Below are 17,777 nucleotides of genomic sequence, written 5' to 3'. Positions count from 1 at the left end.
AATCCAATGACATGGCGGCGGCTCTCGATAACAACCAACAACAAACACGTGACCTCAGGAGCTGCGAGTGGCAACACAATCCAGCAAAAAACCGGCCAGGAAATCGCCCGCCAGGGCCGCAGGCAACAATGAAAACACCGTCTTCGCGCAGTGGTTTCGTAACGCCGCGCCCTACATCAACGCCTTTCGCGGCCGCACCTTTGTGGTGGTATTTGGCGGTGAGGCGGTGGCGGACACGAACTTTGCCAGCCTGATCCACGACTTTGCCCTGCTCAACAGCCTGGGAATCCGGCTAGTGCTGGTGCACGGCACCCGCCCCCAGGTAGAGGCCCGCCTGAAGGCGCGTTCCGCCAGCGCCTCGATTGCCTTCCATGACGACCTGCGGATCACCGATGATGTGGCGCTGGCCTGTGTCAAGGAGGCGGTGGGCACGGTGCGGGTAGAGATCGAGGCGCTGCTCTCCATGGGGCTGGCCAATTCGCCCATGGCGGGCGCCCGCCTGCGGGTCGCCTCCGGCAACGTGGTCACCGCCCGGCCGCTGGGTGTACACGAAGGGGTAGACTATCTGCACACCGGCGAGGTGCGGCGGATCGATGCCGCCGCCATCCATCAGCAGCTCGATCAGAATGCCGTGGTGCTGCTCTCACCGCTGGGTTATTCGCCCACCGGCGAGGTCTTCAATCTCAGCGCCGAGGATGTGGCCACCTCGGCCGCCATCGCTCTGCACGCCGACAAGGTGCTGTATCTCACCGAAGGCCCGGGGCTACGCGATGGGCGCAAACATCTGGCCCGCGAACTCAGCCTGAGCGCGGCGCAGCAGGTGCTGTCTTCACGGCAGAAACTTCCCGAGGGCCTGCGGCGCATCCTGCACAGCGCGGTGAACCTGTGCCTCAACGGCATCAAGCGGGTACACATTCTCAATCGGCAGATCGATGGCGCCCTGCTGCAGGAACTGTTTACCCGTGACGGCGTCGGCACGCTGATCAATGCGGATGCCTACGAAGGCACCCGGCAGGCGACCATCGATGATGTCGCCGGTATCCTGGAACTGATCGCCCCCCTGGAGCAGGCCGACATTCTGGTGCGCCGTTCGCGTGAAAATCTGGAAAGGGAGATCGACCGGTTTACGGTCATTGAGCGCGACGGCATGATCATCGCCTGCGCCGCCCTGTATCCCTTTGCCCGGGAAAAAATGGCCGAGGTGGCCTGCCTCGCCGTGCACCCGGATTACCGCGGCAGTGCGCGCGGCAACACCCTGCTGCAATGGATCGAAAAACAGGCAGCACAGCAGGGCCTGCGGCAGCTGTTTGTGCTGTCCACCAAAACCTCGCACTGGTTTCTGGAACGTGGTTATAAGCGGGCGGACATCAAGGTTCTACCGATGAAGCGCCAAAGCCTGTACAACTACCGGCGCAATTCGAAGGTGTTTATAAAGACCCTGGACGTGGCATAGGGCCGGCCGCCCCGCGCCATAACGTCAGCGGCGCCACGACAGCAGAGAGAGGCTTTGAAATATCACCGACAACCGTCACCAAAACAGTGGTCGGCACAGTGCTCGGTAAAAAACGCGGACAAAAAAAAGCGGCCTGAGCCGCCTATAGTATTTTATGATTATTGTTATTCAGCATCCGATGATCGAATCAATGACCCCTCACCTGACGCGGAAGAATCTAAAGCAAGCGTCCGGGGGAGTCAAGCCGAAAGATTGAGTCGCCAACCATCCACTGCATGCTAAATCAACTCCGCCTACGACTCGCCGGCATCGATGCCCTGCCCCAGCTCGCGGCACTGGGCCTGCTCAGTGGTGTGCTGGCGGGTGCAGTGATCATCGCCTTCCGCCTCGTCATCGAGCAGACCCAGATGGCTTTCCTGCCGGGCGGCGGCACGGAAAACTACGAGTCCCTGTCCGCCGGCATGCGCTTTCTGCTACCGACCGCCGGCGGGCTGATCATCGGGCTGATTTTTCATCGCATCAACAGCCTGGGTGGCGGTGGCGTGCAGGTCGGCGTCGTGCATGTGCTGGAGCGCCTCGCCTATTATCAGGGCCACCTGCCGCTGCGCAATTTTATCCTGCAGTTTGTCGGCGCCGGCATCAGCCTCATCAGCGGGCATTCGGTGGGCCGCGAGGGCCCCGGCGTGCATCTCGGCGCGGCCAGCGGCAGCCTGCTGGGACAGTGGCTGCACCTGCCCAACAACAGTATCCAGACCCTGGTGGCCTGCGGCGCGGCGGCCTCCATTGCGGCGTCCTTCAACACCCCCATCGCCGGAGTGATCTTCGCCATGGAGGTCATCATGATGGAATACACCATCGCAGGATTTGCGCCCGTCATCCTGGCGGCTGTCAGCGCCACCGCCCTCACCCGTTTTGTATTCGGGGATGCACCGGCCTTTGCTGTACCCACACTGCAGCTGGCCTCCCTCTACGAACTGCCGTATCTGTTGCTAATGGGCCTGGTAATCGGCGCCCTGGCCGCCGCCTTCATCAGCGGTCTGAAATGGCTGACCACTGCCAGTAGCCAGATCGTCATCTGGCAGCGCCTGACCCTGGCCGGCGCTCTGACCGGGCTGTGCGCCCTGCTGGTACCAGAAATCATGGGCGTGGGTTACGACACCGTGAACCAGGCGCTGCTCGGCCAACTGGGCATGGGACTACTACTTATGGTTGTACTGTTCAAGCTGCTGGCCACCACGATCGGTCTCGGGTTGGGCCTGCCCGGCGGCCTCATCGGCCCCACCCTGGTGATCGGCGCCGCCGCTGGTGGCCTGCTCGGCCTGCTGGCGGAGGCGATATTTCCCGGCCAGGTGGCCTCGCCCGGCTTTTACGCCATGCTCGGCATGGGGGCGATGATGGGGGCGACCCTGCAGGCACCGCTGGCCGCGCTGCTGGCGATGCTGGAACTCACCGCCAATCCCAATATCATCCTGCCCGGCATGCTGGCGGTGGTGGCCTCGGGCATCACCAGCAGTCATCTGTTCCGCTGTGAATCGGTATTTTTGAGCCTGTTAAAGCTGCGCGGCCTGGATTACCGCAGCGATCCGGTGATGCAATCCCTGCGCCGGACCGGCGTCGCCAGTGTCGTCAACACCGCCTTTGTGCAGACCACCCGCTACATCCGCAGGACCAGTGCCGAACAGCTGGTGGCGCAGCATCCAGAATGGATCGTCGTCGCCGAGCCCACGGAGTCAGATGAACGGCCGGTTGCTGCCCTGCTGCTGGCCGCAGATCTGGCCCTGTTTCTGCGCAGCCCGGCTGCAAGCGAGTCCACTGAAAATGCCAGCATCGATCTGCTGGAGATCCCGGCGCAGCGCGAAAACATTGCCCCGATCAGCGCCCAGGCCACCTTGCACCAGGCGCTGGAACTCATGAACGAAAAGGGCATTGACGCGCTCTGTGTTACTGTCAGCCGGCGCAACCAGGCTGACGACATTATCGGCATCGTGAGCCGACAGACCGTTGAATCACATTACCGGAGCGTCGGCTGATATGCTGCCGTCGCGATTAACCATGCTTTTTTTAACCACACTTTATTAACCATACGGAAACCAACACATGCTCTGGATCGAAAGTTTTCACGTGATTTTTATGGTGACCTGGTTTGCCGGGCTATTTTATCTGCCCCGGCTGTTTGTGTATCACGCCATGAGTGATGACCAGATCAGCAATGAGCGTTTCAAGATCATGGAACGCAAATTATTCTACGGCATCATGACCCCCGGCGGCGTGATCACCGTTGTCCTCGGGCTGGTGATGTTGCAGGGTTATGCCTGGGAGGCCTTCGGGGGAACGCTGTGGATGCAGGTCAAGCTGGCGCTGGTCGCCATCCTGCTCGTCTACCACATCTACTGCGGCAAACTGGTAAAGGACTTCAAGTTAGACCGCAACCAGAAGAGCCATGTATTCTATCGCTGGTTCAACGAATTTCCGGTCATCCTGCTGATCGTCATCGTGATCCTGGTGATCGTCAGACCCGGCTAACGACCCGGTCCGGCCAGCGCCAGGCGGGCAGCTGCGGCGGTTCACCACCGGCATCCACCGCATACAGCCAGCATTCGGCATCCAGCAGATGCCTGGCCCAGTGGACGTAAAAGCTGCGCTGCCACTCAGCGGCCGCCAGCAGAGGCTTTTCGCGCACCAGCTCCAGGCCCTGGCGGAGATCAAAATACATGTCGGTCATGTTATCCGCCATGCGCTCACACAGCTCCTGGGGGGAGGCCTGCCTCGCACCCCCGGTTTGCCAACTCGTCTGATAGTTCGCCTGGTAGTTCGCCCACAGATGGCGATCCGACTGTAAAATGGTGGTGAGGCGCAAGAACAGCTCGCAACGCTGATCATCATCGTGCAAACGGTAATGGTGCGGGTCTTCCACCGGCCCCAGCAGGGCGATCACCGCCACGTGCAGGCGCGGCAACAGCTTTTCCAGTCGCCGCAACCACTGTGCCGGCAGACCCGCGCCGCGGCCACGGCCGCGCCCATCGAGATCTTCAATAAACGCGCAGTACTGTCCGGCCACCGACGCCATGCGCGCACACTGCAAAGGCATGTTCTCCACAACACCACCTCCCGCTGTCCAGGACAGGTTCCGCGCCCTTGACGACACGCCGGACGCCTACCATTGGTACACCTACAACGGCTAAGTGTAGACAGCCCAGGCCGGTCCTGCTGACTTTCCGGCCGCCCAAAATCGCTCGCCCGGAAGATGGGCAGGCCAGCTTTGGGTGTTACACTAAAATCCATTAACCGGGGCCGGATCTGACAGCCCACCCTCGCACCATCCTCGCACCAAAGGAGCAGTCGATAATGAGCAACGTACCCACCCTCCCCGTGGTGATGGCCTTTGCAGGCACCGACCCCAGCGGCGGCGCCGGCATCCAGGCCGATATCGAGACACTGACCAGCATGGGCTGCCATGTCTGTCCCGTGATCACCGCCGTGACGGTGCAGGACACCGAGCAGCTGTTCCGTTTTCAGGCCATGGACATGACCCTGGTGATCGAACAGGCCCGCGCCGCGCTGGAGGATATTGCGGTATCCGCCTTCAAGATTGGCATGATCGGCAGCGCCGAAAATGCGGAGGCGATTCACTCGATCCTGCTGGATTACCCGGATATCCCGGTGGTGCTCGACCCGCTCATCGCCGCGGGCGGTGGCGGGGAAATGGCCGATGACGATCTCACCGACGCCATGGTGAACCTGCTGTTCCCGCTGGTGACGGTACTGACGCCCAACAGCGAAGAGGCCCGCGCCTTCGCGCCCGAGGCCGACAGCCTGGATGCCTGCGCCCAGGAATTGCTGGAAATGGGCAGTGAATACATCCTCATCACCGGCACCCACGAGACGACGCCGAGTGTCATCAACAACCTCTACGGCGGCCACCGATTACTGGAGAGTTACACCTGGGATCGACTGCCCGGCGTGTTTCACGGCTCCGGCTGCACCCTGGCCTCGGCCATCGCCGGCCTATTGGCGCAGGGTCTGCCACCGACCACCGCGATTCTCGAGGCGCAGGAATTTACCTGGGAGACGCTCAACAACAGCTACCGCATCGGCATGGGCCAGCTGATTCCCGGCCGCCTGTTCTGGGCCCACGGTGATGAAGACGAGGCCGCCGACAATTCTCAACTGCACTGACATAACGCAGCTGACACCAACGCTGCGCCAGCTCACAAACCAAGCTAACAAAAAGTAGCCACCACGCACCATGCACAAAAGACTGACCGGCCTCTACGCCATTACCGACGCAGGCCAGCACGACACCCGGCAACTGCTCTGCGATGTGGAACAGGCGCTGCTCGGCGGCGTGCGCCTGCTGCAGTACCGGCACAAACCGCAGCCGGGCAAAGCCGACCCGCAACAGGCTCTGGACACGGCACACGCCCTGCGCGCCCTCACCCTCCGCCACGACGCCCGCCTGATCATCAACGACGACCCCCAGCTTGCCCATGTCGTTCGGGCCGACGGCGTGCATCTGGGGCAGGATGATGCCGGCATCGACGCGGCCCGGCGCCTGCTGGGCGCTGAGGCAATCATCGGCGTCTCCTGTTACAACCGCTTTGAACTGGCCCAACAGGCCAGCGCCGAGGGCGCCGACTACATCGCCTTTGGCCGCTTCTTTGGCTCACGGACCAAACCCCACGCCGCCCAGGCCGAGCCCGCCCTCCTCCAGCGTGCCCGACAGGAACTCACCCTGCCGGTGGTGGCCATCGGCGGCATCACCACCGACAATGCCGCCGCGCTGATCGCCGCCGGCGCCGACCTGCTGGCGGTGGTCGATGGCCTGTTTGGCCAGCCCGACATCCAGGCCGCCGCGCGGCGTTTCCAGACCCTGTTCAGCGCCGCGCCACAGCGCTAGGAGCCTGTCGGACCATGGGAATCGTAGCGAGCATGGTGGGAAATCGAGTCCATTTTTTCGATCATTTGAGGAGAATAGTGGGCCTATTTAACGACCAATCCGCCGGGAGCGGATTGGGACCGCGCAAGCGACCCCGAAGGGGTGAAATACAGGACGTATTTCATCAAAATGATCGGAAAAATGGGCCAATTTCCCATCAGCGCAGTAGATTCTTCCATAGTCCGACAGGCTCCTAGCGACCGGCAAGCTGATGAAACCATCACTCTACGAGGCCGTCGGCGGCCTGCCCACACTGGAAAAGGTGCACCGGATCTTTTATGACAATATTTATCGCCACCCCTGGCTAAAACAGTTTTTCACCGGCCATAACCAGCAGGCCATCGAGGATCGACAGAGCAGCTTTATGGGCGAGAAAATGGGCGGCCCAAAATATCCGGGCAAACCCATCGGGCAGGTGCATGAGAACATGTACATCACCCCGGAGCTGGCCGAGCTGCGTCACCGACTATTGAAAGACGCATTGGTCGAGGCGGGAGTGGCCGAGGCACTGGCCCAGCGATGGCTGAAGATCGATAGGGCCTTCATGCGCCAGATCACTAAGCATTCCATCGAGCACTTTTATCGCGACTACCACTTCACCTACAAGCGACGCATCATCATTCCCAAACCCCAGGGTGGAACCGACGACCTGCGCTAATGGCAGAGACAGGTAGGGTGGGCAGGTTTTTGTGCCCACGGGACTATATTTAAAGCGCTCTGCTGCTTTAACCGCTTTGCACAATATGCTGCGGGCAATTCGGCACCAACGACCCCGTCTTCCTTGGCATTGTGTATTCCTTTTTTCCATTTCGGGCTGACGGGAACATATTATTAATCCCATCAATCCCAAAACCTAACTGCAAAATCAATTAAGTAGATTTGTTTTTGATTAAAAGTGTCCAGTTAAACTGGGGGAGATTCAACTTGACCCCTTTCCTGTGTTCACTATGGCGCAATAAATTCCTGCACTTCAAACACGAATGCGGTTGGACTTGCACTAAACATCATATGACCCGCATCAGCAATGATTGCATAGTCTACCTGTTTAAGGCATGGCTTTAATGCTGAATGCATGTAGCCATACAACGGGGCACTACGCTCGCCGGTGATCAACAACACCGGCGCGGTAATTTTTCGGGCATTACCACAATCAAACGGCGTCTCGTAGTCTTGTAGTTGACTGACTTGAGTCCACGAATTGGCACGCAAGGTATCTCGCCTGGCTTCCGATGTATTTTCCCACGCGCTGTTTCCCGCGATGTAATTAACAAAAACTTCCAGGCCACCGTCTGAATCACCCTGTTGGTAATGGCGCATTACCTCCTGTAACCTGGTTTTTCGTACCTGTAGATCATTTTGTGCATTAACGTTATTTGAAAGCATTGCGTTGAGTGGCGCGGGATCAGCAAGAACGAGCTTGCGAACCAGCGCCGGGTGTTGACTTGCTACGAGCAAAGCTACAGCGGCTCCGCGTGAATGCCCTAATAGGTCTACGGGGCCCGATTGTAGCGCCTGAATGAAGCCCGCCATGTCGTCGGCATGCTGTTGCAGTGAGAGATCATCACCTTTGCCGTCCCATTGCTCTGGGTAATAATGACGCAAACTAACGGCAATGGCGCGATTGGTTTCACTGAGCTCTGCCAGTAACGGCAACCAGGTACGATAATCACTCAATGAACCGTGAATCAATACCAGTGGCGCGCTGCTGCCGCGTTCCACGTAAGACATGTCGTAATTATTCACCCGCAGAGTCTTGACCTCAGGCCGCCACTCGTCGGCAAGTGCCGTAGTGGCATAAATGGAAATTGCAGCGACAACAATATGCACGGAAGTGGGAAGATGCATGCGTGCTCGGCTCAACAGAGCAGAAAATGTGTCTTGTGTGACCATGGTGATTTTCTCCTGTAAATAGGGTCAATGGAATTTCGTCTGTTCTAGTTCAGGTATTTTCCCAGAAACTGACGTGTTCTTTGCTGAGCCAACTTATGTGCGGGCTCATCGAAATTTTTACCTGTATAGCTATCAAAGCCGTGTCTGGCTTCGTATATATTGCCGGTCATATTTAGCCCGGATTGTTTAATATTGGATGAGAACCGCGCCAGCTTATCAGGCGTCAGGAAGAAATCATTACGGGCAAAATGGCCAAGAATTGGGGACTTTATTGCACTTAGCATTTTGTTGTCGGCAATCAATTCACCATAGGGGTAATAAACAATGACTGCAGACGCTTTGTCTTGAGCAACCAGTGCTGCATGTAACGCCTGGCTGGCACCATAGCTGCGGCCAATAATCGCGACTTTTCGCCCTGATGTAGCCAAGGTGTTGATTGCCGTTGCATATATCTTGTTGGCATCAGATTGCTTTACTGCTTGCATTAGTTTCTTTGCTTCCGCTGGATGTGTTGTGGTTTGTTGCTTGTATAGGTCAACTGCCATGACGCGATAACCTGCCACGGCAAATTCATTTGCCCAGGTTTCAACGTCCCGGTTCAACCCCCACCAGCCATGAATCATCAATATCGCCTGTGTTGCATGTTGCGGACCTGCAACATAGGCAGTGAATGATTGCCCGGTCGATGTTTGCAGTTGCGTGTATTGGGCGCTATCACCCAGGGTAATTGGCTGGTCGGCACTGACCGTTTGTGTCATCAATAAGCAGGCAATGCAGAATGTGATACCTATAATTGTGCGTATGTGTAACATGTGTTTTCTCCTTTAGATGTTGGCCGTTGAGTCGTGTTGAGGTGAGTATTGGCCACAATGTGGGAAAAAATCTCGACGGAAGCACGACGGGAAGACGACGAAAAAACTAACAATAATATCTGTTTAAAAACCGTGACTTACGAGCAGAATACCCATATCACGGAGATTGGATTGAGTGATTTATGCAAATCAGCGCGAGGCAAAATGTGGAAATTCTGAACCAGCATAGCTTTGTCATCGACGACTGGACGGTATCACCAGCCGAAAGTGTGCTGTCTCGTGGGAATGAAGTGGTCCGCCTCGAACCCAAGGTGATGGAGGTGCTGGTCTATTTTGCCTCACGCCCGAGTGAAGTGATCAGTCGGGAAGAACTGGAGCGGGATGTCTGGCATGGTGCGGTAATTGGATATGATGCTGTAACGGCGACAGTCATCAAACTGCGCAAGGCTTTACAGGATAATGCCAAACAGCCGCGAATTATTGCGACTATTCCCAAGAGGGGTTATCAACTGATTGCGCGGGTAAGCGCGGCCAATCATGATGATGTTGCTGCTACGACCACCCCTCAACCCCCCTCAGCACAAGCAACTGCACAATTATCAACGCGAATCCTGACTAAAAACCGGTCACCACGGTTTTTGAGGATGGGTATATTTGGTGTCATCGTGGCGGCACTACTGATGTTCATATCGACGCAGCTGACCCTGCTACCCGATAAAGCCTTGCCTTCTATCGTGGTATTGCCAATCGATAATCTTGATGCCAGTGCGGAGTACGATATTTTTGTCGATGGTATTACCGAAGATATTGTTACTGACCTTTCTCGCATGGCCAATCTAATGGTGTTTGCCAGCAACACCACCTTTAAATACAAGGGCCAAAAAATCACCCCACAAGCATTACGCAGCGAACTCCATGTCGATTATGTACTAACAGGCAATGCGCGACGAAATGGCGATGATATCCGAATCAATCTTCAGCTGATCAATACAGAAAGTGGAGTCAATGTCTGGGCGCAGCGTTATGACCGAAAGGTTGTGGAAGTATTTTCCGTGCAGGATGAAATCTCCAACAGCCTGATTAAGGCCCTTGCCGTCAAACTATCTTCCCGGGAAAAACGACAATTGTTGCAAAGGGCGACCAATAACCTGGAAGCCTACGAATACTTTCTGCAAGGTCAGCGACTGTCAATAGAGCAAACGAAACAAACCAATGCACAGGCACGTGCAGCTTATACGCAGGCCATCGACATTGATCCAGCTTATGGGCGCGCGTATGGTGCGCTGGCCTACACGTTGGCGCTGGATTTCCGACACGGCTGGACAAACACACCGGTTGAAAACCTGGAACGTGCCTTGATACTGGCCGAACAAGGCGTTGCTCTGGATGGATCGATCCCGCAAACCTACTGGTCGCTGGGCTATGTTCATCTGCGACGCAATGAATATGAAAAAGCGAAAATCGCAGCAAAACATTCCATACGTATTGCACCCAACTATGCGGATGGTTATGGCTTGCTGGCATTAATTAGCAATGGACTGGGTCAGGCAGACAAAGCGCTGGAATATGCGACTCGAGGTATGCAGCTCAATCCCTTTTATACCTGGGACTATCTTTTAAATGTGGGACTTGCGCGGTACTTGCTTGGAAACTACGCGCAGGCTGTCGAATCATTGGAAAAGGCACAAGATCGCAATGAAAATGCCATTCCCATCAAGTTATATCTTGCGGCAAGCTATGTGAATGTAAACAGATTAGATGATGCACAATGGACCATCGAACAGATTGGTGTATTGAATCCATCAACTACAATTTCACACCTTGCCAGTACCATGATGTTGTCTGAACCAAAACAGAAAGCAAAATTACTTGCTGATCTTCGTAAGGCTGGATTACCGGAATAGTTCACAATTAACCCTGGATCCGTGGCTTAAGCGCGGATCCAGGTTGTACATAAAATGCGCTACTCCATATTAAATTTCCAGGGCATGGCTATTGACCTGGATACGCCGGCCGCAGTGAGAACGGATATTTCATCACCTCTTGTTTTGTAGCCATAATGAGTTCAACCGACTCGATACCCTTGCCGAACGGCAGTGTCATGGTCCAATAGCCGGATCCCTGAAAATTCACCGGCTCGGCCGCGACGCGCCGGCCATCCGCGTCTATGCCGTGCAGATTCACCAGGCGCGAGATATCACCTTCTATCTTCAGGCCATAGCCCGGAAACATGCCACGACTGACTTCGGTTAAACTGACGGTCACGCCGTCCACTGTCGCGCCCTGCCACAAGGTGTTCAAGGCAAACATGCTTGATTTTGTCCTGGTCGGCAAACGAAATACCAGTTTTCCCCTGAGCTGATCAAGGCGCTCGTTTTCCTTCAAGCCCGTGCGCAACGGCCAGCTGCCTAACGCCAACGGCTGTCCTTGTAGACGATGGGGCACTACCAGTTCGCGTGAAGGCAGGCGGTACGAATAGAAAACCTTGGCATAATACTCAGCGGGGCCATCCTTAACGGCCGGTTCCTCTATCTGATAGCTAAAAGCAGATAGCACGCCTGGCAGATCAGGCAGCATGGGATAATACACCTGCGCCTGCGGTGAGTTTCCCCACTGTGTTGGGGTGTGGGTCAGAAACAGGCTCACCCCCTGCCATTGCGCGGAGGCGATAGGCGTCTTGTTTTTGTCAAACACAGTCCAGTCCTGCGGATCAGCCTTAAGCTTGCGCATATCCAGGTTTTTATAGGCCGCCCAGGCTTTGGGATCGATGCGTTTGGGGGCAAATGCCACCAGTGGTTTATTTTCCCGTTCCGCACCCGGCACAAACAGGTTGGTAATGTCAAAATCAGTTTGATGTTTTGTAAACCGCCCGGCCACGAAGACTTCCAGCGCCCGAATCTTTCCAGCAAACTGCTGCGTCGCGCGGCCGTCATCGCCGCCCATGCGCCAGCCGGTACGCAGTGGCTGGCCATTGCCATTCAGTCCGCGTACTTCGAGAAGGCGGGCATGTTCTCCCGTCACGTGATAACTCACACTGTCGTCGCTGATGCTCGACAGGTAAAAGCGCGTCCCCGCATGGGTGATGTTCTCACCAGCCCGCAAGGGCACGGTGAACTTGCGTACCTCCTCCGGCGCCGAAAATGTCAAATGACCTTTGATGTGTTGTATGTCTTCCAGTCTGGCATTTTCCCGCAACCTGACGAATTTTGTAATCTGGGCCTTGTTCTGGAAGATGTTCGACTGGGTTTCCGGCTCGTGATTGCGGCTGCGGCCAAACAATTCATTGCGCTTGACGCAATGTTCATCGCGCAGCAGATCCTGGCCGGCAGCGTCCGTGACCGAATCCACTGTAAGAGACAATTCGGCAGTCCGCGTCTGGCCGGAATCACTACCGCTATCGGGCAGCGCCACCCTGCCTTGCAGTTGCAGTTCCAGCAGACCGGTGTCGTTCATGCGGATGCGCTCCACATCGACGGCGAAGGCGCCGCGCATGAACAACGGCTGTGAATCATAAGACTCCAGCTTGAGCGCCGGCAGCGTGGCGAAGGCGGCAGTGTCTGCATAATCTTTGGGATGAGTCTGGATTTGTTCCGCCGCCTGGCCGCCGTCTTGCTGAGTGCCCGCAACCCGCACGCTGAATAGATTGCCCATGCCTTCCTGCACAACCGCTCCCAGGTCGGCGAACACCGAGGCATCGAGCGCGGCGTTGACACGCAGTGCCTCGGCCTGCTCGGATATCGTAATGCGCGTTAGCAATTCCGCCAGTGTCGGCGAAACACGGCGGCTGTCATTCTTCATTTCATCCAATTGCCGCTGCATCTTTGCTGTGGCGTCCCGTTTCCACGCGGCATCGCTGCTGGCGAGGTTGAGGCTGACATTGAAGCCGCGCGCCAGCAAGTCTGTTTCTACCGCAGCAGCGACACCCGTGATCTGAGCGTTCCCGGATGCGGCCTTTTGCGCCACCATGCCCGGCAGCCCCCTTAACGCCGTGCTCGCTTCCGGGATGGACAACACCATCAGGCTGGCCAGCTGTCCTTTCCGATAACGCTGCCAATAGTTGATGTCCTGTGCCGCCGGAGCGCCTGATTGCAAGCGTTGGACCAGACTCGCCGCGTGCGCCTGGTCATCGGCCAGCAGGGCCAGCTGCGGTGTGATGTACAGATAGCCGGGCGCCGGTTCGCGTTTGTTAGGCGTGTCGGAGGGGCACAGTGATTCGGCCTCGATTTGCATTGCACGCAGGACATGCCAGTGATCATCGCCCGTTTCTTCGACGCGATAGAAACGCCGTAAAGTGCCTATCACCGCATCGGTATCAAAGTTGCCGGAAAATAGCAGGGTGGTCCGCGCCCGCGGTTCTCCTTCCGGGGCATGCACGGCCAGGAACAACTGCGCCAGATTTTCGCGCAGATTTGCCGGGCCACTGAACAGCTCGTCCATTACTGCCTTGTCAGTGGAGTCCACGGGTAAGGCGTCTGGATCGAGCTCGCCGAACAGATAATGTTGCAGCTCAAGCAGCTTTTCTGCATTGACGTGCGCGATGGCTACCATCCGGCCATCAGCAATCGCCGCTTCGGCCATTTGCGCCGTGGCCGGCAGCGGCGCTGACAGCCAGTACCACGCGTAGGCGGCTGCACCCGAGATAAACAACAATAGCGCCAAGGCAGCTGCCGCTATCAACTGACGTTTGCGCCCCCACGGCGATTGCGGCACGGGTTGTGATGCCGGGGTGTTGCCGGTATTGCCGCTGGTTGCGGCCATGCCTGGCGCCGAAACCAGTTCGACATCAAGCCCCGCCTTGCGAAATGCCCGGTACAGCGCCTCGATTTTGGCCTGATTGGCCGAACTCCTGAGTTTTGCCTGTTTACCAGTCAGCAGCTTGAGATGAATTTCTTTCTCTGACAAACCTGTCAGCGCCCTCAATTCGGCGATAGCCACCGTTTCATCAGCGCCAGAGAGCAGTTTGCCACTGCATATCAGCTTGTATTCCATCCGTGCCTCGACGTGTTTGAGATGCATGCCATTGCATCGCTATAGCGGACTACTGGACCTTTTCTGAAGTTACGCGTGTGTGTGGAATGGGTACAATACTGCGCGGACTTTCTATCCCCTCCTCTCCCCAGCGGAACCGACCGCCGCACTCTCATGGCTTCAATTTTGGCCTTGTAATATCAATGACTCTGATCCTATTGATCGCTATTGATCACCCTATTGATCGGAACCTTCGCCCAAAACCCAGCCATACTGAAATAGGGGCGGCCCCACCCGTCGAAGCCGCGTAATACAACTGTTCACCTCAGGAATGGAGAAAATCATGCGCCTGTTGACCATCCTACTCAGTGTTGTGCTGTTGATCGCCTGTTCGACCGTGCCGGATTCGGGCCGCAGCCAGTTGCTGCTGATCGGTTCGGATCAGGAAATGCAGCTGGGCCTGACCGCGTTCGAGGAGATCAAGGAAACCACGCCGATCTTGACCGACGCGCAGCAGAACGCGCTACTGCAACGCGTCGGCAAGCGCATCGCGGCGGTGGCGCCGTTGCCCGGCGCGCAGTGGGAATTCGTGCTATTCGACCAGCCGAAAATGGCCAATGCCTTCTGCCTGCCGGGCGGCAAGGTCGGTATCTACACCGGCATCCTGCCGATTACCCGGGACGAGGAAGGACTGGCCACCGTGATCGGCCACGAGGTGGCCCATGCCGTCGCGCGCCACGGCGCCGAGCGCATGTCGCACGGCCTGCTGGTGGAACTCGGCGGCATGGCGCTGGATCAGGCCATGCAGAACCAGGCGGAAACGACCCGCGCGCTGAGCCACCAGGCCTACGGTTTGACTGCCACGTTGGGCGTTATGCTGCCCTATTCGCGCAGCCATGAACTGGAGGCGGACCACCTCGGCCTGTTGTACATGGCCCGCGCCGGTTACGACCCCAACGCGGCGGTGGGTTTCTGGCAACGCTTCAGCGCCTACGCCCGCGAACAAGGCGGTCAGGCCCCGCCGGAATTCCTGAGCACCCACCCGGTGGACGAACGCCGCATTGCCCAGATCCGCTCATTGCTGCCAATGGCAGAGGCCGAGTACCGGCAGGCTATTGAACGCTAGGAGCCTGTCGAGTATCCGATTCGTACGTTATGAGAGATGCCGGAATGCGTCCGGCGTGAAGAAGCGCGAGTGATCCAGGGAGCAGAAATATTTGCGCCCAGGGTGTCCTTAAAACTGCTTAAAACGGAGGACGCTACAATATGAGAACTGACACTCTTTCCCTGCTAAAAGAAAAATCGGGTACAGTACACGAAAATCAAATAGTGCTTTTTTAGGTGGCAGGATCGCACCTGGACACCCATCATATGCTTGCGAGCCGAAGCGACGCGAACCATCTCGGCTACATCGCAAAACACCATTCTGAATTAGTGTTTGAAATAGGTGAGCGCTGGCTAGTAGACTCGACAAACGAACTGACGCGGGTGATTCGCCATGCGTCTCGGTATCCTGCCAAAAAAGCAACAAGCGCGCACCACAAATAAAGGTTGCTGCGAAAGCCTGCAAATAGTGGCTGGTGAATTATTTCCGCAGGTTTGGGTGGCGATTCGGATTAATTTTTACAACACTGATCAAGGCCGTTCAATTTACATGCAACCCGTCATCTCCATTACCGGTTTAACAAAAACCTATGCCAGCGGTGTGCAGGCGTTAAAGCGCCTCGACCTTGAAATTTATCAAGGTGAAATCCTCGCATTGCTTGGGCCGAATGGCGCGGGCAAGACGACACTAATCGGTATCGTCTGCGGCCTGGTGACGCCTACAACTGGCAAGGTGATGGCGGACGGTTACGACATTATTCGTAACTATCGCCTGGCGCGATCAAAGATTGGCCTGGTGCCGCAGGAACTTACCACGGATATGTTTGAAACCGTGTGGCAGACGGTGAACTTAAGTCGCGGTTTATTCGGTCTTGCCCCTGATCATGATTACATTGAAAAAGTATTGCGTGATTTAAGCTTATGGGGCAAGCGTAAAAGCGAGATCATGGCGCTGTCCGGCGGAATGAAACGCCGCCTGATGATTGCCAAGGCACTGGCGCACGAACCGGAAATACTGTTTCTGGATGAGCCCACTGCCGGTGTTGATGTCGAGCTGCGGCGCGACATGTGGGACATGGTGCGTCGATTGCGCGAGGATGGCACCACGATCATTCTTACCACCCACTATATCGAAGAGGCGGAAGAAATGGCGGACCGCATTGGTGTGATCAACAAGGGTGAAATGATTCTTGTAGAAGAAAAAGCGACACTGATGAAGCAACTTGGCAAGAAACAGCTGGTGCTGCACTTGCAGGAGCCCATGGAAAAAATCCCGGATGAGCTTGAGCGCTGGGAACTTTCCCTTGATGAGAGCGGCCGTCAACTGCTGTATATCTTCGACACCCATGATGAACACAATGGTATTCCCTCGTTGCTGAAGAACATGGTAGAGCTTGGCATTAATTATACGGACCTGAATACTGACCAGAGCTCACTGGAAGATATTTTCGTTGAGCTGGTAAAGGACCGGGCGTGACACAACAATGACACAACAAAGAACAGCGCAAAAATTTCAGGCCAGCCGTTTCAATCGCTACGGCGTGTGGGCGATTTATAAATATGAAATGGAGCGCGCTCGCCGCACTCTGTTACAGAGTTTTTTAACGCCGGTAATTACAACCACTTTATATTTTGTGGTGTTTGGTGCGGCCATCGGATCACGTATGACCGAAATCAATGGCATTTCATACGGATCTTTTATTGTGCCCGGCCTGATCATGCTGGCATTGTTTACCGAAAGCCTGATGAACGCGTCCTTCGGTATTCATTTTCCGAAATTTACCGGCACTATTTATGAGGTGCTGTCGGCGCCGCTTTCTGCGTTTGAGATATGCCTGGCCTACGTGGGCGCGGCGGCAACCAAGTCAGTTATTCTTGGCTTGTTGATACTGGGCACATCGACATTTTTTGTTCCTGTGCAGGTGCTACATCCCGTGTGGATGGCGGCGTTTCTCATTTTGACGGCAACTACCTTCAGCCTGTTTGGTTTTATTATTGGCGTGTGGGCGAAAGACTTTGAGCAATTACAGATGATCCCCATGCTGGTGGTGACGCCATTAACCTTTCTTGGCGGCGCTTTTTACTCCATCGATATGTTGCCGGAAACCTGGCGTGCCGTAACCCTGTTCAATCCCGTGGTGTATTTAATCAGCGGCTTTCGCTGGAGTTTTTACGGGGCAAGCGATGTCGATCATTACCTCAGCCTGGCAATGACCCTGGGCTTCCTGTTTATCTGCATTGCTATTGTGTGGTGGATTTTCAAAACAGGTTACCGGCTCAAACATTAATTTAGACAAGAAACCGGGGGTAGGTCACAGTATTCGTAGTAAAGACAGCCTTCGTCGAGAGCAGCAAGAACGTGGCCTGCGGCATCGTCGAGCCAGTGGCCGGCAACACGAAATAACGAGAGGCTACCCACTTATTCATAATATTGGGAAGCGTCCGCTTTTTCGTTTTTTCCTTCCTTTTTCTTCCTTTTCCCTTCATTTATCTCTAGAGCCTGCAACACCTCACACCAATGCACCCTTAAGCGCTTGTTCAGATATTTACACCTCTTCTATCACTGCTGTCCCGTTAACTTTCACAGCAAGACCAACTGATTGATATCAGGTTG

Annotated in this window: 14 protein-coding genes; 10 read left to right on the top strand and 4 right to left on the bottom strand. The window is 56.0% G+C overall.

Annotated elements, in window-relative coordinates; genetic code table 11:
- Positions 1-67: 67 nt before the first annotated feature.
- The 3 genes from argA (at position 68) to hemJ (ending at position 3,976) form a co-directional block, all read left to right on the top strand.
- A complete protein-coding gene (gene argA / locus RRB22_05830; GenBank protein MDT8383915.1) occupies positions 68-1,453 on the top strand; it encodes an amino-acid N-acetyltransferase in 1,386 nt (461 codons plus the stop codon).
- 275 nt (positions 1,454-1,728) lie between these two features.
- Positions 1,729-3,483, top strand: a complete 1,755-nt coding sequence (locus RRB22_05825; GenBank protein MDT8383914.1) for a chloride channel protein — start codon at positions 1,729-1,731, stop codon at positions 3,481-3,483.
- Positions 3,484-3,550: 67 nt separating this feature from the next.
- Complete coding sequence (gene hemJ / locus RRB22_05820; GenBank protein MDT8383913.1) at positions 3,551-3,976, top strand: protoporphyrinogen oxidase HemJ; 426 nt, start codon at positions 3,551-3,553, stop codon at positions 3,974-3,976.
- Here hemJ and RRB22_05815 read toward each other — a convergent pair.
- Positions 3,963-4,541, bottom strand: a complete 579-nt coding sequence (locus tag RRB22_05815; GenBank protein ID MDT8383912.1) for a DUF5063 domain-containing protein — start codon at positions 4,539-4,541, stop codon at positions 3,963-3,965. The two genes, hemJ and RRB22_05815, sit on opposite strands and share 14 nt — an antisense overlap.
- Positions 4,542-4,798: 257 nt before the next feature.
- Between RRB22_05815 and RRB22_05810 the strand changes: the two genes are divergently transcribed.
- The 3 genes from RRB22_05810 to RRB22_05800 all read left to right on the top strand — a co-directional run bounded on the left by RRB22_05810 (position 4,799) and on the right by RRB22_05800 (position 7,047).
- Complete coding sequence (locus RRB22_05810) at positions 4,799-5,629, top strand: hydroxymethylpyrimidine/phosphomethylpyrimidine kinase (protein MDT8383911.1); 831 nt, start codon at positions 4,799-4,801, stop codon at positions 5,627-5,629.
- Between the two features lie 70 nt (positions 5,630-5,699).
- Positions 5,700-6,350 (top strand): thiamine phosphate synthase, encoded by a 651-nt coding sequence (gene thiE / locus RRB22_05805; GenBank protein MDT8383910.1) that lies wholly within the window; start codon positions 5,700-5,702, stop codon positions 6,348-6,350.
- Between the two features lie 250 nt (positions 6,351-6,600).
- Entirely contained in the window at positions 6,601-7,047 is a 447-nt protein-coding gene (locus tag RRB22_05800) for a group 1 truncated hemoglobin (GenBank protein MDT8383909.1), read from the top strand.
- Positions 7,048-7,334: 287 nt separating this feature from the next.
- Here the strand turns inward: RRB22_05800 and RRB22_05795 are convergent, their stop codons facing one another.
- Together RRB22_05795 and RRB22_05790 are read right to left on the bottom strand one after the other, a co-directional pair.
- On the bottom strand, positions 7,335-8,279 hold the full coding sequence (locus RRB22_05795; GenBank protein ID MDT8383908.1) for an alpha/beta hydrolase: 945 nt from the start codon (positions 8,277-8,279) through the stop codon (positions 7,335-7,337).
- A gap of 44 nt (positions 8,280-8,323) precedes the next feature.
- Complete coding sequence (locus tag RRB22_05790; protein MDT8383907.1) at positions 8,324-9,091, bottom strand: alpha/beta fold hydrolase; 768 nt, start codon at positions 9,089-9,091, stop codon at positions 8,324-8,326.
- 182 nt (positions 9,092-9,273) lie between these two features.
- Here RRB22_05790 and RRB22_05785 point away from each other — a divergent pair, with 182 nt between their 5' ends.
- A complete protein-coding gene (locus RRB22_05785; GenBank protein MDT8383906.1) occupies positions 9,274-10,995 on the top strand; it encodes a winged helix-turn-helix domain-containing protein in 1,722 nt (573 codons plus the stop codon).
- An 88-nt stretch (positions 10,996-11,083) separates the two neighbouring features.
- On the opposite strand, the gene RRB22_05780 is transcribed toward RRB22_05785, so the two are convergent.
- The gene (locus RRB22_05780) at positions 11,084-14,107 is read right to left on the bottom strand and encodes a hypothetical protein (GenBank protein MDT8383905.1); all 3,024 of its coding nucleotides are present in this window, start codon (positions 14,105-14,107) and stop codon (positions 11,084-11,086) included.
- Positions 14,108-14,402: 295 nt separating this feature from the next.
- Here RRB22_05780 and RRB22_05775 point away from each other — a divergent pair, with 295 nt between their 5' ends.
- From RRB22_05775 to RRB22_05765, 3 genes are all read left to right on the top strand, one after another.
- The gene (locus RRB22_05775) at positions 14,403-15,185 is read left to right on the top strand and encodes a M48 family metallopeptidase (protein MDT8383904.1); all 783 of its coding nucleotides are present in this window, start codon (positions 14,403-14,405) and stop codon (positions 15,183-15,185) included.
- A gap of 528 nt (positions 15,186-15,713) precedes the next feature.
- On the top strand, positions 15,714-16,640 hold the full coding sequence (locus tag RRB22_05770; GenBank protein MDT8383903.1) for an ABC transporter ATP-binding protein: 927 nt from the start codon (positions 15,714-15,716) through the stop codon (positions 16,638-16,640).
- 7 nt (positions 16,641-16,647) lie between these two features.
- Positions 16,648-17,451 carry an ABC transporter permease gene (locus RRB22_05765; GenBank protein MDT8383902.1) on the top strand — a complete coding sequence of 268 codons (804 nt, stop codon included), beginning with the start codon at positions 16,648-16,650 and terminating at the stop codon, positions 17,449-17,451.
- Positions 17,452-17,777: the final 326 nt, after the last annotated feature.

The sequence above is a fragment of the Gammaproteobacteria bacterium genome, assembly GCA_032250735.1.
GTDB lineage: Bacteria > Pseudomonadota > Gammaproteobacteria > SZUA-152 > SZUA-152 > SZUA-152.
Note: the sequence above shows the minus strand (reverse complement) of the source record. Positions and strands in the feature narration are given on the sequence as shown.